This window comes from Bacillales bacterium (assembly GCA_035700025.1).
GTDB lineage: Bacteria > Bacillota > Bacilli > Bacillales > DASSOY01 > DASSOY01.
The window spans coordinates 1-20,406 of the sequence record DASSOY010000043.1; the positions used below are offsets into that span (position 1 = coordinate 1).

A 20,406-nucleotide genomic window follows, 5' to 3' on the forward strand; every position below is an offset into this window, starting at 1 on the left:
TGTTTTTCAAACGCTTCTAATAAAAATGGCCGCAAGTCCTTGCCCCGATGACTCACGTCGAGAAACCACGTTTGGTGGTTAATGCCTGCTGCGGTGATGTCCACTTCGTCCTGCGGCAGCCCGAGCGCCTTCGCGATTTGCCGGTGGCTGCCTTGCACGCCGTGGCACAAACCGACGACGCGGACACCGCCGGCTTTGCGCACCGCCCACGTATTCATCGCCATTGGATTCGAGTAATTGAGGAGCAGCGCCTCCGGCGCAACTTCACGCATATCTGCTGCGATATCCAAGAGAAGCGGAATCGTCCTCAAGGCGAAGAAGACGCCGCCCGGACCGAGTGTATCGCCGACGCATTGATCGACGCCGTATTTCAGCGGAATTTCAATATCACGGCGGAACGCTTCGAGACCGCCGACCCTTGCGGTACAAAACACATAATCGGCGTCCCGAATCGCTTCTTTCCGATTCGATGTGGCAACAATTGTTGCCGGCAGCTCATTCGCCTGGATCATTTGCCGGCAAAGCTTTGTGACTTTCTCAAGATGATCGAGATTGATGTCCATGAAGCGAAATTCCGTATCGCGGAACGCAGCGACCGCGAGAATATCCATCATTAACCGGCGCGTAAATCCGATGCTTCCGGCGCCGATCATCGCCACTTTGATCAAAGCAAAACCCCCTTGTTAAAACGTCACCTTGAACGTTTTAATTTCAAACGGATTGATTCCAAACGAAATCTCGTTGCTATCAAACACCGTTTCTCGTTCCTCTTCCTCTATCAAATTACATTCGACTGCGTGCTGTATCGGCTTTGCAAATTTCAACTTCACTTGTTCGTTGCGGTATTGCTTCGATTCATACACACGAACGACGATCGCATCGCCGTCTTCTGCTTTTTTCACGGTTTCGATCACGACGTGATCATTGTCACATGAGACGAACGAAAAACGGTTCGGCAGTGCTCCGTTCGGATTCGCTTTCACAAATGCAGCGCGAAGCGGATGATTGAGCGCATAGGCTTCTTCAATGACACCGCCGTCTTTCCAATCTCCTTCATGCGGATACAAGCTGTACGTGAATTCGTGTTTGCCGCGGTCGGCGGTTTCATCTGGTCCGATCGATGATTTCAAAAGCGTCAGACGCAGCACGTGATCGCGCACGTCATGTCCGTATTTACAATCGTTCAAAAGCGCCACGCCGTAATTGCCTTCCGACAAGTCGACCCATTTATGGCCGACCGCTTCAAAGCGGGCATAGTCCCAGCTCGTATTCCAATGCGTCGCCCGCTCAATTGCGCCAAACTGAATGTCATACGTCGCTCGCGTCGCACGAATGTTGACCGGAAACGCTGCTTTCAAGAGCGTCTGTTTCTCCTGCCAGTCGATCGTCGTCTTGAAATCAATGCGCGTCGAATGATCGTAAATCGTGACGTCTTGCGTGATCGTCGAATCGAAAAATGTCCATGTTAAGCGAAGCACGCCGCGAAGCGGTCCTTCTTCGATGACGCGGGCATCGGTTAATTCCGTGATCTCGCGCATTTTCTCTTGGTAATAAATATCAATATCCCAAGCGTCAAATTCCATCGGTTTGTCTTCAAACGCTTGAAAAACGTTCGCGGTCGCATGTTCCGCGAGCACTTCGCGTTTGCGGCGCTTATCATAAATCGAGGTCAGCTGACCGTGTGCATTAAGTGTAATCACATAATAACGGTTTTCGAGTTTGTCAGGCTTCACAATCATCGGCTCTAAGGCGTGCTGCACCGGCTGCAAAGTTTCATAGCCGAATGCAGGCACACCTTCGGCAAGCGCAAGATAACGCCCTTCTTCAATCGGCTGCGCGTCCTCAACCTCTCCTGAAACCTCGACCAAATCCGTTCTTGCATGAGACAAACTGTTAAACACAACAACACGATCTTCATCGACGGCAATACCTGTGCAAATTTTATCTAAAGCGTCTTCTGTCACTTCGTTTCCGAGCGACTGCACCCATTCGTAGTCCGCGCGTGCATCCTCATTCACTTGACGGATCGATGAGCCCGGCAGCACGTCGTGAAACTGATTTAAGAGCATCCGTTCCCATCCGTGACGCAAACGTTCGTTCACGTGACAATCGTTTCCGCTCAACAATGACGCCGTCGAGCCGAGCCATTCCGCTTCCCGATACATTTGATCGGCTTTCCGATTCGCCTTCTTTAACGCTGCTTGCGATGTATATGTACCGCGGTGATATTCCAAATACAGTTCGCCGTCCCAAACGGGCACCGATTCATCTTTCACCCGCTCGGCAAGCCGCTCGAAATACGGTTCCACCTTTCCGGTTTCCACTTGCGGGAATCCCGGCAATCCGTCGATCACCCGGCGCGCTTCCAACATTTCTTTCGACGGTCCGCCGCCCCCGTCGCCCCAGCCGTAGGCAAACAACAGCTCATTGTTGATCTCCTTTTGCTGGTAGGCGTCCCAAATGCCTTTAATGCTTTTCGGATCGATTTCCCCGTTGTATGTGTAATGCAAGCTGTCGCGCTCAGGCGTCGTAATAAAATGGGTTAAAATTTCCGTTCCGTCCGTGCCGCGCCATTTGAATGTGTCATACGGAAAGCGATTGAACTGACTCCAGCTGATCTTCGTCGTCATAAACGCGTCTATGCCGCTTTTCTTCATGATTTGCGGAAGCGACCACGTGTAGCCAAAGACGTCCGGCAGCCAAACGACGCGTGTTTCTACGCCGAATTCATCACGCATAAACCGCTTGCCGAATAAAATTTGCCGGATGAGCGATTCGCCTGACGGCAAGTTCGTGTCCGGCTCGACCCACATGCCGCCGGTGATTTCCCACTCGCCGGAAGCGATTCTTTCTTTCACTGCAGCGTAAATGTCCGGATAGTCCGTTTTCAAAAATTGATACAGCTGCGGCGAGCTGTGCATGAACCGGTATTCCGGGTATTGCTTCATCAAGTGAAGAACCGTCGAGAATGTGCGTGAAGCTTTTTCACGCGTATGGTTCAAGCGCCAGAGCCAAGCCATGTCAATATGGGAATGCCCGACCGTGACGACTTTCGGTTTACGCGGATTTTGTTCCTTAATCTCGGCGAGACGCGCCTCGAGTGTCGTAAGTGCTTCACGGAGTGAAGCGTAGTACATCTCTGAACCGACCTTCAGAAAGTCCACTTTATGCATCGAGGCGTTCATCGCTTTTAACAGTTCCGTGCGGCTAAAGTCGTTTTCATCAAGCTCTTTCAACGCGTAAAGCAACGTATCCATTTGATAAAAATAGTGCTCAGCGGCTTCATCAACGCACGCGAGCTCCGCCACTTTAAACCGTCGTACCTCCGGCACTTTCAACACGCTGCTCCACGCTTTCAACGCGACATGAATCTTGCCGTCGCCGATCACTTCCGGCGGCAGCCATGCTTCTTCATGCCAAATGTCGATGCCTTGAAGCGGCTTGCCGTTCACGTACAGCAGCGTTTCCGCCGTTGAACCGCCGCCGTCGCGCGGACCGACCAAAAACCGCAGCACAGTTTTTTCACCTTTCCATTCGGCCGGCACTTCCACTGTCGAACGAAACCAGGCGACTTTGTCATAGCCGCCCCACGTCCGCCCGACTTCGAAATTCTCCCAGGCGCTGTCGTCGAAATCCGGTGCATGCGCGCCGTCACATTCGGATTCCAAATATTTAAACAGTGGAATCTTCTTCGTTTCCCGGCAGATCGTCGTGCGGATTTCATCCGTATGTTTCCGTAATTTTTCTTCCGTAAAAAACAACATGTGTTGCACACTCCCCCGCCTAATCAGTTTCTTCGACGATTGCTTTCAATTGTTTCGCGCTCACCGCCAAGCTGTCGAACGGATCGTTGTCGAATTCTTCTTGTTCCACGGTAAACCAGTCGACGCCGTGTTTTTTTCCTTCACGGACGAGAGAAGCGATGTCCAACTCACCGTTTCCAACTTCGGTACTTACATGTCTGCCATCGACCGTTTTAATGTCCTTGATGTGCAGCGAAACGCACCGATCCCCGTATTGGTCTAAAAGTTCAAGCGGATCACGGCCGGCATACGAAGCCCAAAAACAATCAAGCTCCATTTTGACAAGTGCGGGATCTGTCTCTTCATACAGAAGATCGAATCCAGTGGTTCCCATCAATTCAGCGAACTCGAAATCGTGATTATGATACCCGAAAACAAATCCGGCTTCTCGGCATCGCTCCCCGATTTTATTTAACGTTTCCGCCGTCCGTTTATACGCATCGGCATTCGTTCGCATCTCATCGGGCAATGCCGGACAAATGAGCAGCCGGTTGCCGATCGTTTCATGGTAAGCGAACGTGTCGTTCAAGGAATCCCCTTGAAAACGTTCGATCGGCTCGTGCGCCCCTGCCGGTTCAACGCCTTCAGCATCAAGCAGCCGTTTCACGTCTTTCGCCGGCGTGCCGAAAAATCCGGCAAACTGAATGCTTTCGTAGCCGATGTCGGCCGTTTTTTTCACGGTGCCGAGAAAGTCTTTTTCCGCCGCCGGCCATACCGAAAATAATTGCAATCCGATTTTTCCCATTGTTTATCTCCCCGTTTCTTTCATCTCCTGTTTTGGTCCTTCAAGCGGACAGACGACGACCTCAACGCCGCGATCCGCGATGATTTTCAAACTTTCGGGATCCGCCCGTTCACTCGTGATCAACATGTCGACTGCCTCAAACGGGCAGAACGACAGCAAACCCGGTTTCTCCAATTTGCTATGGTCAGCGAGCACAACTTTCTTTTGCCCGGAAGCGACCATCATTTTCTTTACTTCTGCCTCATACCAATCAGAACTTGTGAACCCTTGGGTGAGCGAAATACCGGACGTGCCGAGAAAAACGATGTCGGCATTGTAATTTTGCAATTCGAGCTGCGTCTGTGAACCGAACACACTCATTGAATTACGCTTCAATTGGCCCCCGAGCATGTAAATGGACGAACTTTCGTTTTTGCTGCATTCCTCGACGATGTTGATGCCGTTAGAAATGATGCTCAAGCCTTGCAAAGAGCGCAAGTGTTTTGCGACAAACCAAGTCGTGGAACCGGCGTCAATCGTGACGATTTGCTCGTTTTGAACGAAGGTTGCCGCCATGTGTCCAATCGCATCCTTTTCTTCATAAAATTGAAATTGCCGCTGCTGCACGGGAGGAACCGTCTGCGACACGCGGTTTAACTCTTCGACGAGAATGGCCCCGCCGTAATTTTTTTTGATCAACCCTTCTTTCGCCAATTCGTTTAAATCGCGGCGAATCGTCTCTTCGGACACGTGAAATTCGTCGACGAGATCGGCGACTTTAACGCTTTTTTGATCGAACAGCTTCTCTTTGATCTTGTTTCGGCGGTGAACGACAATCATGACACGCCCCCCTTTTCTTTCGTTTTCATGTGCGCAAAAGCTTTCTCGAAAAAGTCAGGCTTGCCGAAGCTGCCAGACTTCAAGACAAGCAGCCGTTCAGGGATAGAAAACGTCAGACAGGACGGCAATCCCGGCTCAATTTCGCGATAAACGCGCATGCCGTATACCCCGAGTTGTCTGCACACCGCCGCAGAAGTATCCCCTCCGGCGATCACGAGCCGGTTTTGCCCCGTCGCTTTCACAAGTCGATCAACGACTTCCGCCAATTGTCTTGAAATCCTCTGCGACACTTGTTTTTTCGAAAATCCTTGCTTCGCCCCCGCTTCCCGCGTTCGGTTCACTTGATGCGGCAAGTTCGACGTGTGGACGACAACGTCATCGCCGTTTCTCATTTGCTCGCTCAATACTTTCACACACGTTTCGATCGTTTTCCGGCAGTCGTTGTCCTTAACTAAAGCTGCAGTATCGAGTTCGTACACGAACACCCTTTTTTCCCGCATGTATTCAATTTGCCGAGCCGTTTGCGGCATTAAACTTCCCGCGGCACAGAGCAATCCGCATTCGTTTTCCGGCGGCAAATCGTAAAACGACTCCGGCCGTGTACCAAGCACGGCCGGAAGTTCTTCGGCGATTGCGGAACTTCCGCATAGGACACGAACGTCTTTAACAGCTTCGGCGACCACTCGCAAATCTTCCTGGCACGTGACGTCCACAATGACGTAATGCCACGACTGTTTCGCGCGTTCAAGCCTTTCTCGCAAATGCGACGGACCTTGTCGAACGACTTCGTGATGAATCGCTCCGACGGTTCGTTCCGTTTGCGACTGCAAAATCTCCTGCAAATTCGAGCACATCATCGGATGCACCGGATCGTCGCGGAATTCCGACTGTTCTAATTTTACACCGTTTACGTAATGAATGCCTTCCCGTGTAATTCTTCCATTTTTCGGAAACCCGAGCACGACTACCGCAAACGACTCATTTAAAGCATCCAGCATCGCGTCGAATTCGGCCCCGATATTTCCGCGAAAGACCGAACATGTTTTATTGATGAAACGATCGGCTCCTGCTTCGACAGCTTTCATTGTCGCACGAAACACTTTGTTGTAAGCCGTATTCTTGTCGTCGAATCTTGAATCAGTATCCAAAATCAACACGTCGGGAGCCGACCGGCTCGTTCTTTGAGCTGCAAGTGCAACATGTTCGTGATCATACACATCACTGACGTAATGGTTTTTGGCGAACATGCTGCCGATATCGTTCGCTCCGGTAATGTCATCGGCAATTACGCCTATCATTGCGGCCACTCCCTTCGTTTTTTATATCCGGAATCGTTCAAGAACGACTCGACCGTGCGGTCGTCAAGCGGGTTGAAATCAAGTTCGCTCTGTTTGCCGGTGACGACCATCCGACACGCAAGTTCCAATACTTCCATCGCATTCCTCGCTTCATTAACTGTTTCGTCAAAGACGAGAACGCCATGGTTTTCCAGCAGCAGTATGTTCGCTTTCCTCGCTTTCTTGCGGACTTCGTCCGCAAGCGCGGCTGAACCCGGATGTCGATAAGGGACCCGTTCGACACGCTCGAGATAATACATTGTCTCCACGAACAAATCGGAACGAATTTCAAAATTACGTGAACAAGCAGCAAAGGTACTGTAAAAGGGGGCTGCGTGAAGAACCGCACCTACTTCTGAACGTTCCTCATAAACAGCTTTGTGCATCGGCCATTCTTTCGACGGTTTCCCGCCTTCCGGTGACCGGCTCTCATCAAGGAAACACGTCGCAAAAGAAGTCTCATTCAATTCACCGAGCCTCGTTCCGCTCGCCGTAATCAAACAACGGCCGCAATCGAGGCGTATGCTCATGTTCCCGGCATTCCCCCAAGCAAGATGACGGTCAACTAAATCCTTTCCGGTTTGTATAAGAACGTCGATCATTTCATTCCGTCCATTCGAGAAGGTTCGTCTCATAAACGTCCTCGTCTTCGTTTTTCGGAATCCGGAACGTTTTGATCTCCGAAGGTTGGAACACCGCTTCAATGGAGCGGCCGAATTTCGGCAGCCGAATCGTCGCCTTCGTCGCGTGATTCACAGTTTCATGAGCGCGCAAAATCAAGTCGTCATTATCTTCCGCTTTTTTCAGCGCCGTCACCGCGACATTGTCAACGTTTACTGACAAATACGAGTCTTTTTGCGGGAGTGTGCCCTGATGATACGTTTCGATAACCGCTTCCGGCGGCTGGTTCAGTTCGGCCGCTTTTTGCACCGTATCGGCGGTTTCCCAATTTCCTTCATGCGGCAACAATACGTAACGGAAACGTTGAATGCCTTGATCGATGTAGGAATAATGCCCTTCCGGATCAGGAACGAGTGGATCGTGATGGGCATAAATCGGACTCCTCAACACCGTCAACGACAATTCCTTGTTCAAAATATCAAAGCTGTATTTTCCATCGTTCAACACGCTAAGCCCGTACAGTTCGCCGGTTCCAGGATGGGTGCCGGATACGTCGATCCAGCTTTGTCCCGGTTCCTCCTCACCGTTGCACTCTCTAACGATTCGCCCGTACGGAATTTCATAAGTTGCTTTTCGAAAAACGAGATTAACCGGAAACTTCAATTTCAACACTTTCATTTGCTCTTGCCAATTGACGGTCACATCCACTTCGACCGTGTTCAACTCCCGATACATCGTGAAATCTTGCACAAGCGTCGACTTGCCGAATTCACTCGTCACGCGAATAACTGATTTCACCGGTCCATGTTCGACCCGTTTTACGCTTTTCGCCTTGAACGTTCCACATTCGTCACGGTAACTGAGCACGTTGTGACTCCACGTGTCGCTTTCGTCATTCATAACGACCGGACGTGCGGCCGGGCCGTCCAACAATTCAAGGTTTTTGTGTTTGTCATAAAGGCTCGTCACAAAACCGGTTTCCGGTTCGATCTCGACACGATATTGTTCATTTTCGAGCGTATGGTCGTTGGCTTTAATCGAAGGGAACGTCTTCCCTTTTTCTCCTCTCAACAATTTATAGACCCGATAGCCGAAAGGAGGCAAATCCGCGACAAAACTAAGCCTGAACCGTCCGCCCGCCGTCGCTCGCGATTGTACGGCCTGATAGGCTGCTTCTTTTCCTTCATCATCGACGAGACGATCGTATTTCTTTAACCCGCCGACTTCAAGTTCTACATTCACACGGCTTTGCCAACTGTGCGGGTTGAAAACGACAATCGGTTTCATGCCTTCCTCTTCTTCGATGTCAATCCGCCACGATACCGATTGAACGGCATAATTGAGGGCACGCGAAGCGATCGCTTTCGCTTCTCCGTACTCGTCACGCGCATCTTCATAAGCTTCTTCCAAGCTCGTTCCCGCCAAAATGTCGTGAAACTGGTTGAACAAGACATTTTTCCAAGCGCGGCTAAGGTCCGGATACGGTTGACCGGTCGTCCACAAGGCGACAGAAGCGAACTTCTCTGCCTTTACTAATAAATTTTCCGCTTCCCGATTCCATTTTTTCACACCGGAATGGGCGGCATAACAACCGCTCGCATGGTGTTGCAGATCGTCGTGCACGACTGGATAAGACAAGTCTGCCTCCGATAATTCCGCAAAAAAACGGTTTGGTGTACTGAATTTCAGACGCGGAAAATTCGGATCCTCGTTTAACCTTCGAATGCTGTCAATGTTTTTTTTCGTCGGTCCTCCGCCATGATTGCCGACCCCGTAAAAGCACATTAAGTCGGTAAAAGGTTCCCGCAATTCACCGGCCGTTCTCCGCACATGTTTGTCGAGTTCTTTCCCCCACGTGCAATATTCGAATGGGATGCGAAACGTGAGCACTCGGCTGCCGTCGTCCGATTCCCAAGTAAACAGCCGTCCGGGCAGTCCTTTTTCCTGCGGCGACGGTCGCATAAAGATGTAAGCATCCATACCTGACTTTCGCAAAATTTGCGGAAGCATGCCGTGATGGCCGAAACTGTCGACGTTATAGCCAACCTTCGCCGTGACCCCAAATTTTTCTTGAAAATACCGTTGCCCGATTAACCCTTGACGAACAAATGATTCGCCTCCGGGAATGTTGCAGTCGGGCTGAACCCACCATCCGCCGACGATTTCCCAACGCCCTTCGGCGATTCGTTGGCGAATTTCTTCAAACATCTCTGGTTCATTCTGTTCAATCCATTCGTAATTGGCTGCAGAACTCGAAGTAAACAGAAAGTCGTCCGATTCTTTCATTCGGTCGAGCGCTGAGCGAAAAGTCGCTTTCGTTTCTTGAAACCCTTCTTGCCATGGCCAGAGCCAGACCGGATCGAGATGCGCATTGCCGATCATATGCAGCGTCGGCTGTGTGTCGACCGGTGTCTTCACTTTTGTTGATCGTTCCGTTTGATTCGTCATACGGCTTCCCCTCCCATTTTTATGAAGTAGACGTTACTGGATTCTGCAACCAACTGCCTTTCCAGTCAAACCCGCGAACGGATGCACGTTTCACGGCGTCGGCGGCGAACAAATACAACGCAGCGGACCACGACTGGCCCCCGTACCCCATCGGACGACCGGATTCCCCGTGGAACCATTCGTTGAATTCCCACGGTTTTGCTTTACCGTCCCGGTTCATTTCCGTTAATTTATCCAACTGCCGCTCGGCCTCGGTCTGTCTTCCGGCTTGCACGAGCGCCGCTACGTAAAATGCGCCGATGAACGGCCAAGCCCCGCCATTATGATAATGATACGGTTGATTCAAATTGCGGACACGGTAATACTCGCGCCAATCTTTGTCGCCGGGATGGATGACCGGATAACAGGCGTTCACTGGATACGGTTCGTTTAACCCGCACCCGTGGATGTAGTCGAGAATTTTATCCGCTTTCGTTTGATCCGCGACACCGAACAAGATGGCTAACAAATTGGCTAACGTGTCAAAACGGTCCGCGTAATCGCGAAAAGCCATGTACGGCAAATAAAACGGACGTTCAACGAGCTCGGTTTCGGTGCGTTTTAACGGATACAGCCATTCCTTTCGTTCATTCGCTACCCAAGCATAGTCGTTTGGTTCTTCCGGCCCGACCCAAAGCAACACGTTAATCTTTTTGCGCACGTCTTCAGCTTTGGCAAAATACTTGCTAACGTCGACACCGAGCGCTTTGCCCATTTTCCCCATCGCATTCCACACAGCAAAATATAAGACGTTGTCGAACAAAACGTTATACCGATTCGCGAATAAATCCGCCCAATCCATGGCTTCATGAACCTCGAGCAACCCGCATTCGTTGGAATCTTGATATTCTAGCCAGAGCAGCGCTTGTTGCAAACTCGGCCAAGCTTGACGGAGAAAAGCAATATCGCCGGTATGATAAAACGTATAATAATGGCTGATGACATACCATAAGTTGCCGTCCACGCAGCCTGCATGAATCGTGTCCTCGATTGCCTTGCCTTCGACACCCTCAACCTTCAGTTTTCCGCCGTGGGCGATTAAGGCAGGATCTTCGACATTCGTCTGCCCGACATTGTGAGGGATTTTTCCAAGTTTCGACTGAAAACGACGCAGCGTTTCAAGCGATCGTTTCTGAATCGCAAGCCCCTCAGCATCCTTGCAAAGCAAAAGACCGAATCCGCAAATCATGCTGTCACGCGCCCATACTTGTTGATACGCTTGATTGGATCCGAGCAAGCCAAGTTCTCCGCCGTTGGCAAGCAAGACGGATTCCGCCCGCTCGGTCCCTTCTCGTACCAGCGCCTTCATGACTGAACGCCTTTCGATTCCCCGGCTTGATCGAGCGCATAGTCGATAAGCGGCTGTAAGACGTTTCCGGTAATTTGTTTCGGTTGTTGCCGAATGTCCACCATCGACTCGTTTAAAGCTTGCACCACCGGCTTATGGTCTTCACCTTTTTGAAGAGCTCCGAGCAGTCGAATCGCTCTTCGTCCTGCCCACGCCCAACTTTCAAGCGGGATGATCCAATCAATCAGATCCTTGCGCAACGAATAATTCGTCATACGGTTTTTTAAATGATACCCTGCTTCGTCAAGTTCGTCCAAATATTCGTGCAAGTCGTGTACAGCTTGGCTTTCGGATATTTTTTCATCGTTTTGGAGTGCCGCAAGCGCACGTTCCGTTAGTTGTCTCAATTTCACAGCATTTTCGTGTTCCAATGCCGACTGTAAGGCGTTTTCGGCGAGCCGCTTCAACGGTTGGAAACTATCGTTCCCGCCGATTTTTCGCAGAGCAAAGTCCCAAGACTCCCACGGATCGTAAGCTTGCGGATTCCGGAAATAATCCCTGAACGTCAAAAGCGCGATTTTCGAGGCTTCCGGCTGCATCATCGTATTGACAATGATGCCTTTGCAAACGTCGGACAGCCGTTCGTCGCGGCCGGTAATCGGGCCGATGTGCAGTTCCGGCTGCATCGCGAGGTCGTTGACCGGATAATTGTCCCAGATGAGCGGTTTTCTTCGTGCGACTTCGGCAAACGCTGAGGTTTCCGCCGCATCAATTTTCGGGCTGACGATTTCCGGACCGGTGTAAAAAACATCAATGTCCGGATGCAAGCCGCCGCCAAGTTCTTTCATGTAGTCGCCGAACGGGGCCGTGCCGTGATAGTCAGTCGGACACATAATCAACTTGTTCTCCGAATCCATGGATTTCAGCCATTCATGCACGTGATTGCACACATGAACGTGAGCTTCCGCGTAACTGTTGAATTTTTCCCGCTCTTCTTCGTAGTGAAAGACGGAAGCGATATCATCAAGCAGCAAACCGAACGTTTTTACCCCGATTTGATAAAAAGCTGCGAATTTCTGTTTGATGAAGTCCAAATCGGCTTCGGATGCATAATTCATCGAAACACCGCAACCGAGGGAGTAACAAAAGTCAATCCCTTCGGCGGCGCAAAGATTTATCGTGTTCGCGAACTGTTCCATAATCTCCGAAGGATACGGTTCCCTCCAACGCGCGCGATGCTGCCGGTCATTTTTCGGTCCGTAAACGTACAAATTATATCCGTTCCGGGCAATGAAACGAATCAAGTCGTTTCGTTCCGGCGGCGTGTAATAAACGCCGTAAAAACCTTCGATGACACCACGCACGTCAAATGGTGATGAAAGCAAACCTAATCACTCCTTTTCTTGTTCGTCTTTTTCAAAGGTCCAAGCTTTTCCGGCGCTTCCCAAATAATTGTTCATCTTTGCGGACGCCACCTTCTCGACCGTCGTTTGACCCTTTGCCAGTTGACCTTCCGAAAGCGACCGGCATTCGTCATTCGTCATTCTTTCGGACAACCCTAACGCTTCGAGCCATGCGACCTCCAAATCGGTCGCAATGTTCACTTTGCTGATTCCACCGTTCGGCAAGTGCGTCGCGTGTTTGATCATCTCGGCGGGAACGCCCGAACCGCCGTGCAAAACGAGGGGGATTTTGGTCAACAATCGGATCTTTTGCAGCCGGTCATAATCAATTTTCGGTTTTTTGACATCATAAACACCATGGGCTGTGCCGACGGATGCGGCGAGTGCGTCAATGCCGGTCTTTTCGACAAAATATTGCGCTTCCTTTGGATCGGTGTACAATTCTTCGTCGGTATCCGTTTCGACAAAATCGGTCGTACCGATTTTTCCGAGCTCCGCTTCCACGGAAACACCTTTTTCATGAGCGTACTCGACGACCTCTCTCGTCAACGCAATGTTTTGTTCGAGCGGTTGGTCTGACGCGTCGATCATGACTGACGTAAAGCCGGCAGCAATCGCATCGGCAATCACCTCGAAGTCTTTCGTGTGATCCAAATGCAACGTAACGGGTACGGTGATTGAGTCTTCCTCCAACACGCGGTAAAACTGGTTCGCGAATTCAAAAGGCGCGATCCCGTAGCGAACGAGTTCCTTTTGTGAAATTTGCACAATCAGCGGCGAACGGTTACGCTCCCCGGCAAGCAAAATCGGTTGGATCATCGGAACATATCGCGGCGAAAACGAACCAACGGCAAAACAACCTCGCTCAGCAGCACGCAGCATGTCTTTTAAGGTCAACACGTTTTTCGGTTTCGTATCGGTTCCCATCTCTTCAACTCCAATTTGAAAAATATTGTCTCAAGGGATCCTGAAGCCTCATATAACCGTTTTCGTATACGTTTCGGTAAGCTTCATGACGCTCTTCATCAGGCGTGAATTCCATCATTTTTTTTGTGAACATTGACCGCGCTTCTTCGTAACTCTCGTAAATGCCGCATCCCATTCCTGCGGCTATGGCGGCGCCGAACAGCGTCGCTTCTCCCATTTCCGGTATGAGGAAGGTGCAATGGGATACATCTGCTTTCATTTGCATCCAATGGGGATTGTTCGTTCCCCCGCCGACTGCAACCAACGTCTCAATCGGTGAATCGGTCAAAGCAGCGGCGCAACGGCGGATCGCCTCCATCTCATAGCACGTTCCTTCGAAAATCGCCTTTAGCAACTCGTTTCCCGTATGATGGTTCGCAAAGCCAACGAACGCTGCTTTCACGTGCTGATCAGGCCGTGGTGCCCCGCTTCCAGACAAATACGGAAAATATAAAATTCCCGTAGGCGCTGCATCGGTTTTCGAAAGTTTTTGCAAGATGCGTTCGTACGTAAGCGTCTCGCCGGAAGCGATTTCTCTCCGCAGCCATTCGATCGATCCTCCCGATGCGGGAAGTCCTCCCATCCAAAAGTATGCGTCACCAATGACGTGCAGCCCGAAAGATAAGCCTGAGTGAAACGCTTTTTCGTCAAGCTTCTTCTCTTTCATTGTTCCGACGAGCGTTTCCGCCGTCCCGACCGAATCAAACACGATTCCCGGTTCCACGGCACCCGCCGCCAATGCGGCGCACACGTGGTCATGACCGCAGACCGCCACAGGCACTCCGCGCAAAAAAGGCAATTCATCCAATGTTTCCGCTCCGTCGGCGATTCGCCTTCCACTCGGATGAACGTCGGGAAACAACGCCGGGTTTAGATCAAATACCTTTAACAGCTCGCGATCCCACTGTTTTGTATCAATGCGAAAAGCGTACGTTCTCGAGGCAAGCGTGTAATCAGTCGCGAAAGCTCCCGTCAATCGATAAGCCGCATAATCCGCCGCCGACAGCCACACGCATTCATCAAGCCACAGGCGGGATTGATGGCGGGCAATCCATAACAGCTTCGCCAATCCGTATTTGCGGCTCGGCCGCAATCCGCTTTTCATAAATTGTTCATACGGATCGATGCGGCGCTCGATGTCGTCGCATTCCTCTGTCGCTCGATCGTCAAACCACGGAAGAAAACCCGTACGCGCTTGACCGGTTTTGCGATCAAGCAGCAAACCGGTTTCCGCCATGCTCGAAATACCGACAGCCGCAATGTCTTCGCCGCCGTCACGAGTCAGTTCGACAATCATGGAAACGATTTGTTTCCACATTTCAACCGGATCGTAGTTCGTTTGCCGAACTGCCGTTTTCACAGCCGAACCGTCAACTGCGAACAATCCCGCTTTGCAATGTGTCGTACCGATATCGATCGAAAGCACCCGACTCATCGTCGGCCTTCCTCTAATGTTTGTTTTACTCGTTTCATTCCCGATTCCGGACTGGAGAGGAATTGTCCGCGAATCGCGGCCGGGAGCCGCTCCACCGCTTGAGCCATCGAGGCTTGCGCCAAAACGACGACATCCGTTTTTTTCGCGAGATCCGCCAAAGATTCAGCTACGAGCCGGTCATGTTCCTGACGGTCACCGGCGGCCAAAGCTCGATACGCATCATCAGCCAACAAAGGTTGTACCTCAATCGCCGCCTTTCGCGCGGTTGCTTTCTCTTTCAACAATTGCACGGTCGGCCGCAAGGTCGTCGAAAGCGTTGCCGCCACTCCAACCGTATTCCCTCTGTTTACCGCCGTTTCAGCCATCGCTTCGTCAATCCGCACGACCGGAATCGACAATTCCTTTCGCATCTCGGCAACCGTTTCGCCGACGGATGAGCACGCATTCAAAACGACGTCCGCTTCTTCTGCTTCGGCATATTTTGCATACTGCAGCAATTTATGCTTTACTTCGTTAACGTCTCCATCGTTGACAAGCAGTCTTGGCAAAATCGAATCGTCGACGAAATTAATAACTTCACAGTCGCCAATCAACCGAAGTGCCAACTGTTTGAGCGGTTCGACCGTAACCGGGGTCGTATGGATTATCGCTAATCGACATCCCATCCTATCCACCTCCTTATAAAGTTTCGAGTAAGTTGAACCGAGCATTCGCTCATTCTTTTTTCATCTGTTAGGTATTCATATGATACATAAACCTATGTACATCCTCAACGACGTCGTAGCCGCCGGCTCAATCACGGCAATGTATCCGATTTTCTACATGCATCCGACGATCCGATCACGAGCGACGGTTAAACGAATACATGTAAGCAACGCCGCCGAGAGATTTGCCTGTCTTTAAACATGTTCTTCACGAACGTCATCACGCGGCCAACGCCATGCTTTTTACATCCAAAGGCATTTAGGCTCCCACGATGTTAATCGCTGTTGCGTCATGCGTATGGGCCGTTATATTTTTCTTCCGGCGGTGATGTCCATGCCCTCAATGAAATAGCGCTGGAACGCGAAAAATAATAGGACGACAGGCGTAATCACGAGCAGCGATGCCGCCATCAAATAGTTCCACTGCACGGAAATTTGTTCTTTAAAAGTCGCAAGCCCGATTTGCAACGTGTATAAACTTTCATCGTTCACGTACAGCAACGGTCCGACAAAATCGTTCCAGGCTCCGTTGAACGAGAAGATCGCCACAGTCGCGATCGCCGGTTTCGCCATTGGAACGGCGATTTTCCACCAAATGTAAAAATGGTTGGCGCCGTCGATTTTCGCCGCTTCGACGTAATCGTTCGGAATTCCCATGAAAAATTGACGAAGCAAAAAGATGAAAAATGCGCTTCCGAAAAACGACGGAACGATTAACGGCAAATACGAGTTCATCCAGTTGAGTTTCGTAAAGATGATGTATTGCGGAATCATCGTCAGAAACGGAGGAATCATCATCGTCGCGAGCACGATCGCGAACAAAAGGTTTTTTCCGCGAAACTGAATTTTAGCAAACCCGTAGGCAACGAACGTATTGCACAATACATTACCGATTACGACAAAGAACGTAATGAACAACGTGTTCAACGCATACCGAAAAAACGGAAAAGCCTTGATCGCATCGACATAGTTTTCCAGATGGATCTCTTTCGGGTAAAACGTCGGGGGAAAATGCATCACTTCCGTCATTGATTTCAAGGAGGTCGAAATCATCCACCAAAGCGGCGACAGAATGACGATGCTTCCGGTCAACAAGACAATGGTCACGATGATCTGCGAGATTTTCTTTTTTCGTTTCACACTTTGAAAATAATGCGACTTTGCCGTCGAGATGGCCATTACTTGTCTCCCCCCTCATAGTGCACCCACTTTGGAGCCACTTTGATGTTAATGAGTGTCAAGCCGAAAATAATGACGAACAGCACCCAGGACATCGCCATCGCATACCCCATGTCAAAAGACCTAAATGCCTTGTTCCACATGTGCAAATTGAAGAACAACAAGGAATTGAGCGGCCCGCCTTCGCCGTTGTCAGTCATGACGTACGCTTCTTGGAAAATTTGAAAACCGCCGATCGTACTCGTTACGAGATCGAAAAAAATGACCGGCGTAATCATTGGAAAACTGATATGCAGAAATTTCCTGAACGGTGAAGCACCATCGATCTCCGCCGCCTCGTACAGCGTTTTCGGAACACCTTGCAAAGCCGCGAGATATAACAGCATACCGCCTCCGACGTTCCACATTTGCATTAATATCAACGCCGGCTTTGTCCAATCGGCATCAAACAACCACGCGGGACCATGTATGCCGAACCACGCAAGCACCGTATTAATTAAGCCTTCCGGCGACAATAATTGCATCCAGAGCAAGTATACGGCGACGCCGCTTAATACCGCAGGCAAATAATAAACCGTCCGAAAGACTCGCATTCCTCTGATTTTTTGGTTGAGCAACAAGGCAATGAGCATTGAGCCGAGGGTCGTTAAGGGTACGGAAAAGATGACGTAATACATCGTGTTGTATAATGATTTCCAAAAGATCGGATCGATGGTAAACGCTTTTACGTAATTTTGCAATCCGATAAAATCCATTTGCGAGGTGACATCATAATTCGTCAAGCTTCCGTATAGAGAAAACAACATCGGACCGGCTTGCAGCCAGAGAAAGCCGATGATCCACGGCAAGATGAATAAAAACCCTTGATATTCCTCCCTTTTTGCAAGAGGGGAAAGCCCTTTTGTGCGCGCGATCTTTGTTTTCGTTTTTGCTTTTGCCGAAACAGCGGGCGTGGCCAATGGATTTCAACTCCTTTAGTGTGAAATAGGCGGAAGGAGTACCGCGTCGCGATCCTCCTTCCACCGCATCGCCTTATTGATTTGCTTTGATCGACTGTTCGACCGCATGCTGCGCCTGATTCAGTGCTTTTTCAACAGGCATTTGCCCTAACAACGCTTTATCGAGCGGCGGATTCACCTTGTCGAGGAAATTCGGTGCTTTCAATGGATATGGAGTGACCACATTATTTTTGACACTTTCTGTAGCCACTTTGTAAACCATCTGACTTTCATCGTTTAATTTCGGGCTGTCTCCGGCAGCCTTCGCTGCTTCGATATTAGCGACGTTATCAAACGTATGAACCGCCCAATATTTCTGCGCTTGCTTCCCTGTCAAATACTTGATGAACTCCCACGCCGCATCCGGATGCTTCGATCCTTTCGGAATTTCGACTTCAAAACCGCCGCCCCAAGACGTATGACCGCTGCCGGGTTTGAATTCAGGCATTAACGTTACTCCGAAGTTCAAATCTTTTGCATAATCGCGGATTTGCGTATAAAAAGTTGCCGCTTGCACGTACATGCCGAGCTTTCCGGTAAGAAAAGGATTCGCTTGGCTGTTTTTGAAATAAGCATCATAACGGTGGATCGTGTCCATCCCGTACTTTTCATTCCACTTTTTCAGCCAATTCATGACTTCAACGCTCGTCGGATCGTTAATCACCGGCTTCATATCCGAGTTGAAGTACGCGTCTCCATCCGCGTTTTCCAGCCAAATATCTTTCCCGACACCCCATAACGGATAGAAACCGATCGTTTCGTATTGGTCTCCGTTCTTCACGTCAAGCTTATTCGCATATTCCCAGAGCTCTTGCCACGTTTCAGGCGGATCGTTCGGGTCAAGTCCCGCTTTTTTGAACAAATCTTTGTTGTAAAACAACACCCTTGTATCCGTGTTGTACGGAACCGCGTAAATGTCGCCGTTATAATCCATCATGTCCCATAGCTGCGGAAAGAAACGTTTTCCGAAATCATCGCCTTCTTTTTCAATATACTTTGACAAGTTGGTAATCTGATCTTTCGAAGCACGCAGCGGAACGGACATAATGTCTTGAACAACAACGTCCGGCGGATTCCCGGCAGCGACGGACGCCAATTCCTTCGTCCAAATGTCGCCCCACGGTAAATACGTATACTCCACTTTAATTTTGTCTTGCGATTTATTAAATTCATCAACCATGTGCTGAATGACCGGACGTCTCGTTTCAGATCCCCAAAACGACCAGAAATTGACGATCGTTTTTCCATCGCTTGATTGATTTCCGCCAGATCCGGAGGCGGTATCCGAACCGCCGGAACCGGAACAACCCGTCAACAATGCGGACAATGACATGACCAACACCAAAACGAACATGAAACCCTTTTTTCTCATTGTTTTTCCTCCCCGAAAAATTTTGTCCTTTCATTCGGCGTGCCTCATGCGTACGCCGCCCATTCCGTTGATGGTGAACGTGGGTCAAATATGTAGAGAACCCTCGCTTTCCTTTCACAAAAGGATTTGACTAGATGGTTTACGTTGTTCGTTCACCGAAAAGCGCTTCTTCCCCGTCCATCGTTCCCCCTTTCCAATTCCTCTTCCAACCGAAAGATGCGCTCACCTCCTTAAAGAATGTCCGGTTCGTTAAAAATGAACGATGCTGTTTTTCTCCAAAGCTTTCACGATTCCGAGCGTAGTCGCCAATGATTTCAGGCTGTCGCCGAAATCGGATCGAATCCGTGTTGAATCCTGATCCCGAATCGCCATCGCGAATTGTGCCAGCTCTCTTTCATAGAACGATTCTTCATTTTGAAAAAAGACCGGTTCTTCGTCGAGATGCCCTCGAACCGACCCGTCCGCCAAGTCGAGAACTAGGCAGAGCCGGTCGGAAATGAACTCGATTTTCGTGTAATATCCATCGAACGCCCACGAGTGGGTATGATTTTGCAACACTCCGCTCCGGTAACGCAGCGAGAGGCTGAAACTATCTTCCACCGTAAAATTATCCGATTTCGCTACGACGAGATTTTCTTGAAATCCAGCAGCTGCTTCCACCTCGTCGTCAAGTAAATAGCGGCACAAATCGAAGATATGGATCGCCTGGTCGAAGATCGCGCCGCCGGATTTTTCCTTGTCGAAAAACCATCGCGGCCAATGATCCCTGAACGCCAATCCATCGAGCATCGCGCTCCGGACAAGAGAAACTTTTCTCCCACGCAGCCATTCGCGGCATTGATCAACTGCGCCCGCATAACGGAACATGAACCCTACATTGTTCATCACGCCGCTTTCTTCGAATAAACGATGAATCTGTTCCCCTTGCCGAACATCTTTCGCCGGCGGTTTTTCGACGAAACAAGGGATCCTTCTTTCAACGACTTTTGTAATCGGGGCAAGCCTTGCTTCCGGCGGTGTGCATAGGACGACGCCGTCCGGCTTTCGTTCATCCAACATCTTTTCGCAATCGCTGTATGCCGGCAGCCCTGTTTTCTTTTCCGCTTTTCGCAACGTTTGCTCATTTTTGTCACAAATCGCGACTAACTCGACGCCGGCGATCTTCTTTAACGAGGCAAGATGCCCTTGTCCTTGAAATCCCGTTCCGACCACGGCTAATCGAACCAAGAAACACCCTCCTTTTGACGTA

At 50.1% G+C, this 20,406-nt stretch carries 16 protein-coding genes; all 16 read right to left on the reverse strand.

Features of this window, described 5'->3' with window-relative positions:
* A partial coding sequence (locus VFK44_06985) for an alpha-glucosidase/alpha-galactosidase (GenBank protein HET7628116.1) occupies positions 1-659 on the reverse strand: 659 nt, incomplete at its 3' end.
* 24 nt (positions 660-683) lie between these two features.
* Positions 684-3,764 carry an alpha-mannosidase gene (locus VFK44_06990; protein HET7628117.1) on the reverse strand — a complete coding sequence of 1,027 codons (3,081 nt, stop codon included), beginning with the start codon at positions 3,762-3,764 and terminating at the stop codon, positions 684-686.
* 19 nt (positions 3,765-3,783) lie between these two features.
* Positions 3,784-4,548 carry a sugar phosphate isomerase/epimerase gene (locus VFK44_06995; protein ID HET7628118.1) on the reverse strand — a complete coding sequence of 255 codons (765 nt, stop codon included), beginning with the start codon at positions 4,546-4,548 and terminating at the stop codon, positions 3,784-3,786.
* A 3-nt stretch (positions 4,549-4,551) separates the two neighbouring features.
* Complete coding sequence (locus VFK44_07000) at positions 4,552-5,367, reverse strand: DeoR/GlpR family DNA-binding transcription regulator (protein HET7628119.1); 816 nt, start codon at positions 5,365-5,367, stop codon at positions 4,552-4,554.
* Positions 5,364-6,665, reverse strand: a complete 1,302-nt coding sequence (locus VFK44_07005; GenBank protein ID HET7628120.1) for a four-carbon acid sugar kinase family protein — start codon at positions 6,663-6,665, stop codon at positions 5,364-5,366. The genes VFK44_07000 and VFK44_07005 overlap by 4 nt, the downstream gene beginning before the upstream one ends.
* Entirely contained in the window at positions 6,662-7,339 is a 678-nt protein-coding gene (locus VFK44_07010; GenBank protein ID HET7628121.1) for a class II aldolase/adducin family protein, read from the reverse strand. The genes VFK44_07005 and VFK44_07010 overlap by 4 nt, the downstream gene beginning before the upstream one ends.
* Positions 7,308-9,773 carry a glycoside hydrolase family 38 C-terminal domain-containing protein gene (locus VFK44_07015; protein HET7628122.1) on the reverse strand — a complete coding sequence of 822 codons (2,466 nt, stop codon included), beginning with the start codon at positions 9,771-9,773 and terminating at the stop codon, positions 7,308-7,310. The genes VFK44_07010 and VFK44_07015 overlap by 32 nt, the downstream gene beginning before the upstream one ends.
* A 19-nt stretch (positions 9,774-9,792) precedes the next feature.
* Complete coding sequence (locus VFK44_07020; GenBank protein HET7628123.1) at positions 9,793-11,121, reverse strand: glycoside hydrolase 100 family protein; 1,329 nt, start codon at positions 11,119-11,121, stop codon at positions 9,793-9,795.
* A complete protein-coding gene (locus VFK44_07025; protein HET7628124.1) occupies positions 11,118-12,485 on the reverse strand; it encodes a protein O-GlcNAcase in 1,368 nt (455 codons plus the stop codon). The genes VFK44_07020 and VFK44_07025 overlap by 4 nt, the downstream gene beginning before the upstream one ends.
* Before the next feature lie 6 nt (positions 12,486-12,491).
* Complete coding sequence (locus VFK44_07030) at positions 12,492-13,430, reverse strand: class II fructose-bisphosphate aldolase (protein ID HET7628125.1); 939 nt, start codon at positions 13,428-13,430, stop codon at positions 12,492-12,494.
* Between the two features lie 4 nt (positions 13,431-13,434).
* Positions 13,435-14,904, reverse strand: coding sequence for an FGGY family carbohydrate kinase (locus VFK44_07035; protein ID HET7628126.1), 1,470 nt, complete (start codon positions 14,902-14,904; stop codon positions 13,435-13,437).
* On the reverse strand, positions 14,901-15,569 hold the full coding sequence (locus tag VFK44_07040) for an aspartate/glutamate racemase family protein (protein ID HET7628127.1): 669 nt from the start codon (positions 15,567-15,569) through the stop codon (positions 14,901-14,903). Before VFK44_07040 ends, VFK44_07035 begins: the two co-directional genes overlap by 4 nt.
* Positions 15,570-15,914: 345 nt before the next feature.
* On the reverse strand, positions 15,915-16,787 hold the full coding sequence (locus tag VFK44_07045; GenBank protein ID HET7628128.1) for a carbohydrate ABC transporter permease: 873 nt from the start codon (positions 16,785-16,787) through the stop codon (positions 15,915-15,917).
* Positions 16,787-17,701 (reverse strand): sugar ABC transporter permease, encoded by a 915-nt coding sequence (locus tag VFK44_07050; GenBank protein ID HET7628129.1) that lies wholly within the window; start codon positions 17,699-17,701, stop codon positions 16,787-16,789. The genes VFK44_07045 and VFK44_07050 overlap by 1 nt, the downstream gene beginning before the upstream one ends.
* Before the next feature lie 118 nt (positions 17,702-17,819).
* A complete protein-coding gene (locus tag VFK44_07055) occupies positions 17,820-19,157 on the reverse strand; it encodes an ABC transporter substrate-binding protein (GenBank protein HET7628130.1) in 1,338 nt (445 codons plus the stop codon).
* 249 nt (positions 19,158-19,406) lie between these two features.
* Positions 19,407-20,384, reverse strand: a complete 978-nt coding sequence (locus VFK44_07060) for a Gfo/Idh/MocA family oxidoreductase (protein HET7628131.1) — start codon at positions 20,382-20,384, stop codon at positions 19,407-19,409.
* Positions 20,385-20,406 lie beyond the last annotated feature (22 nt).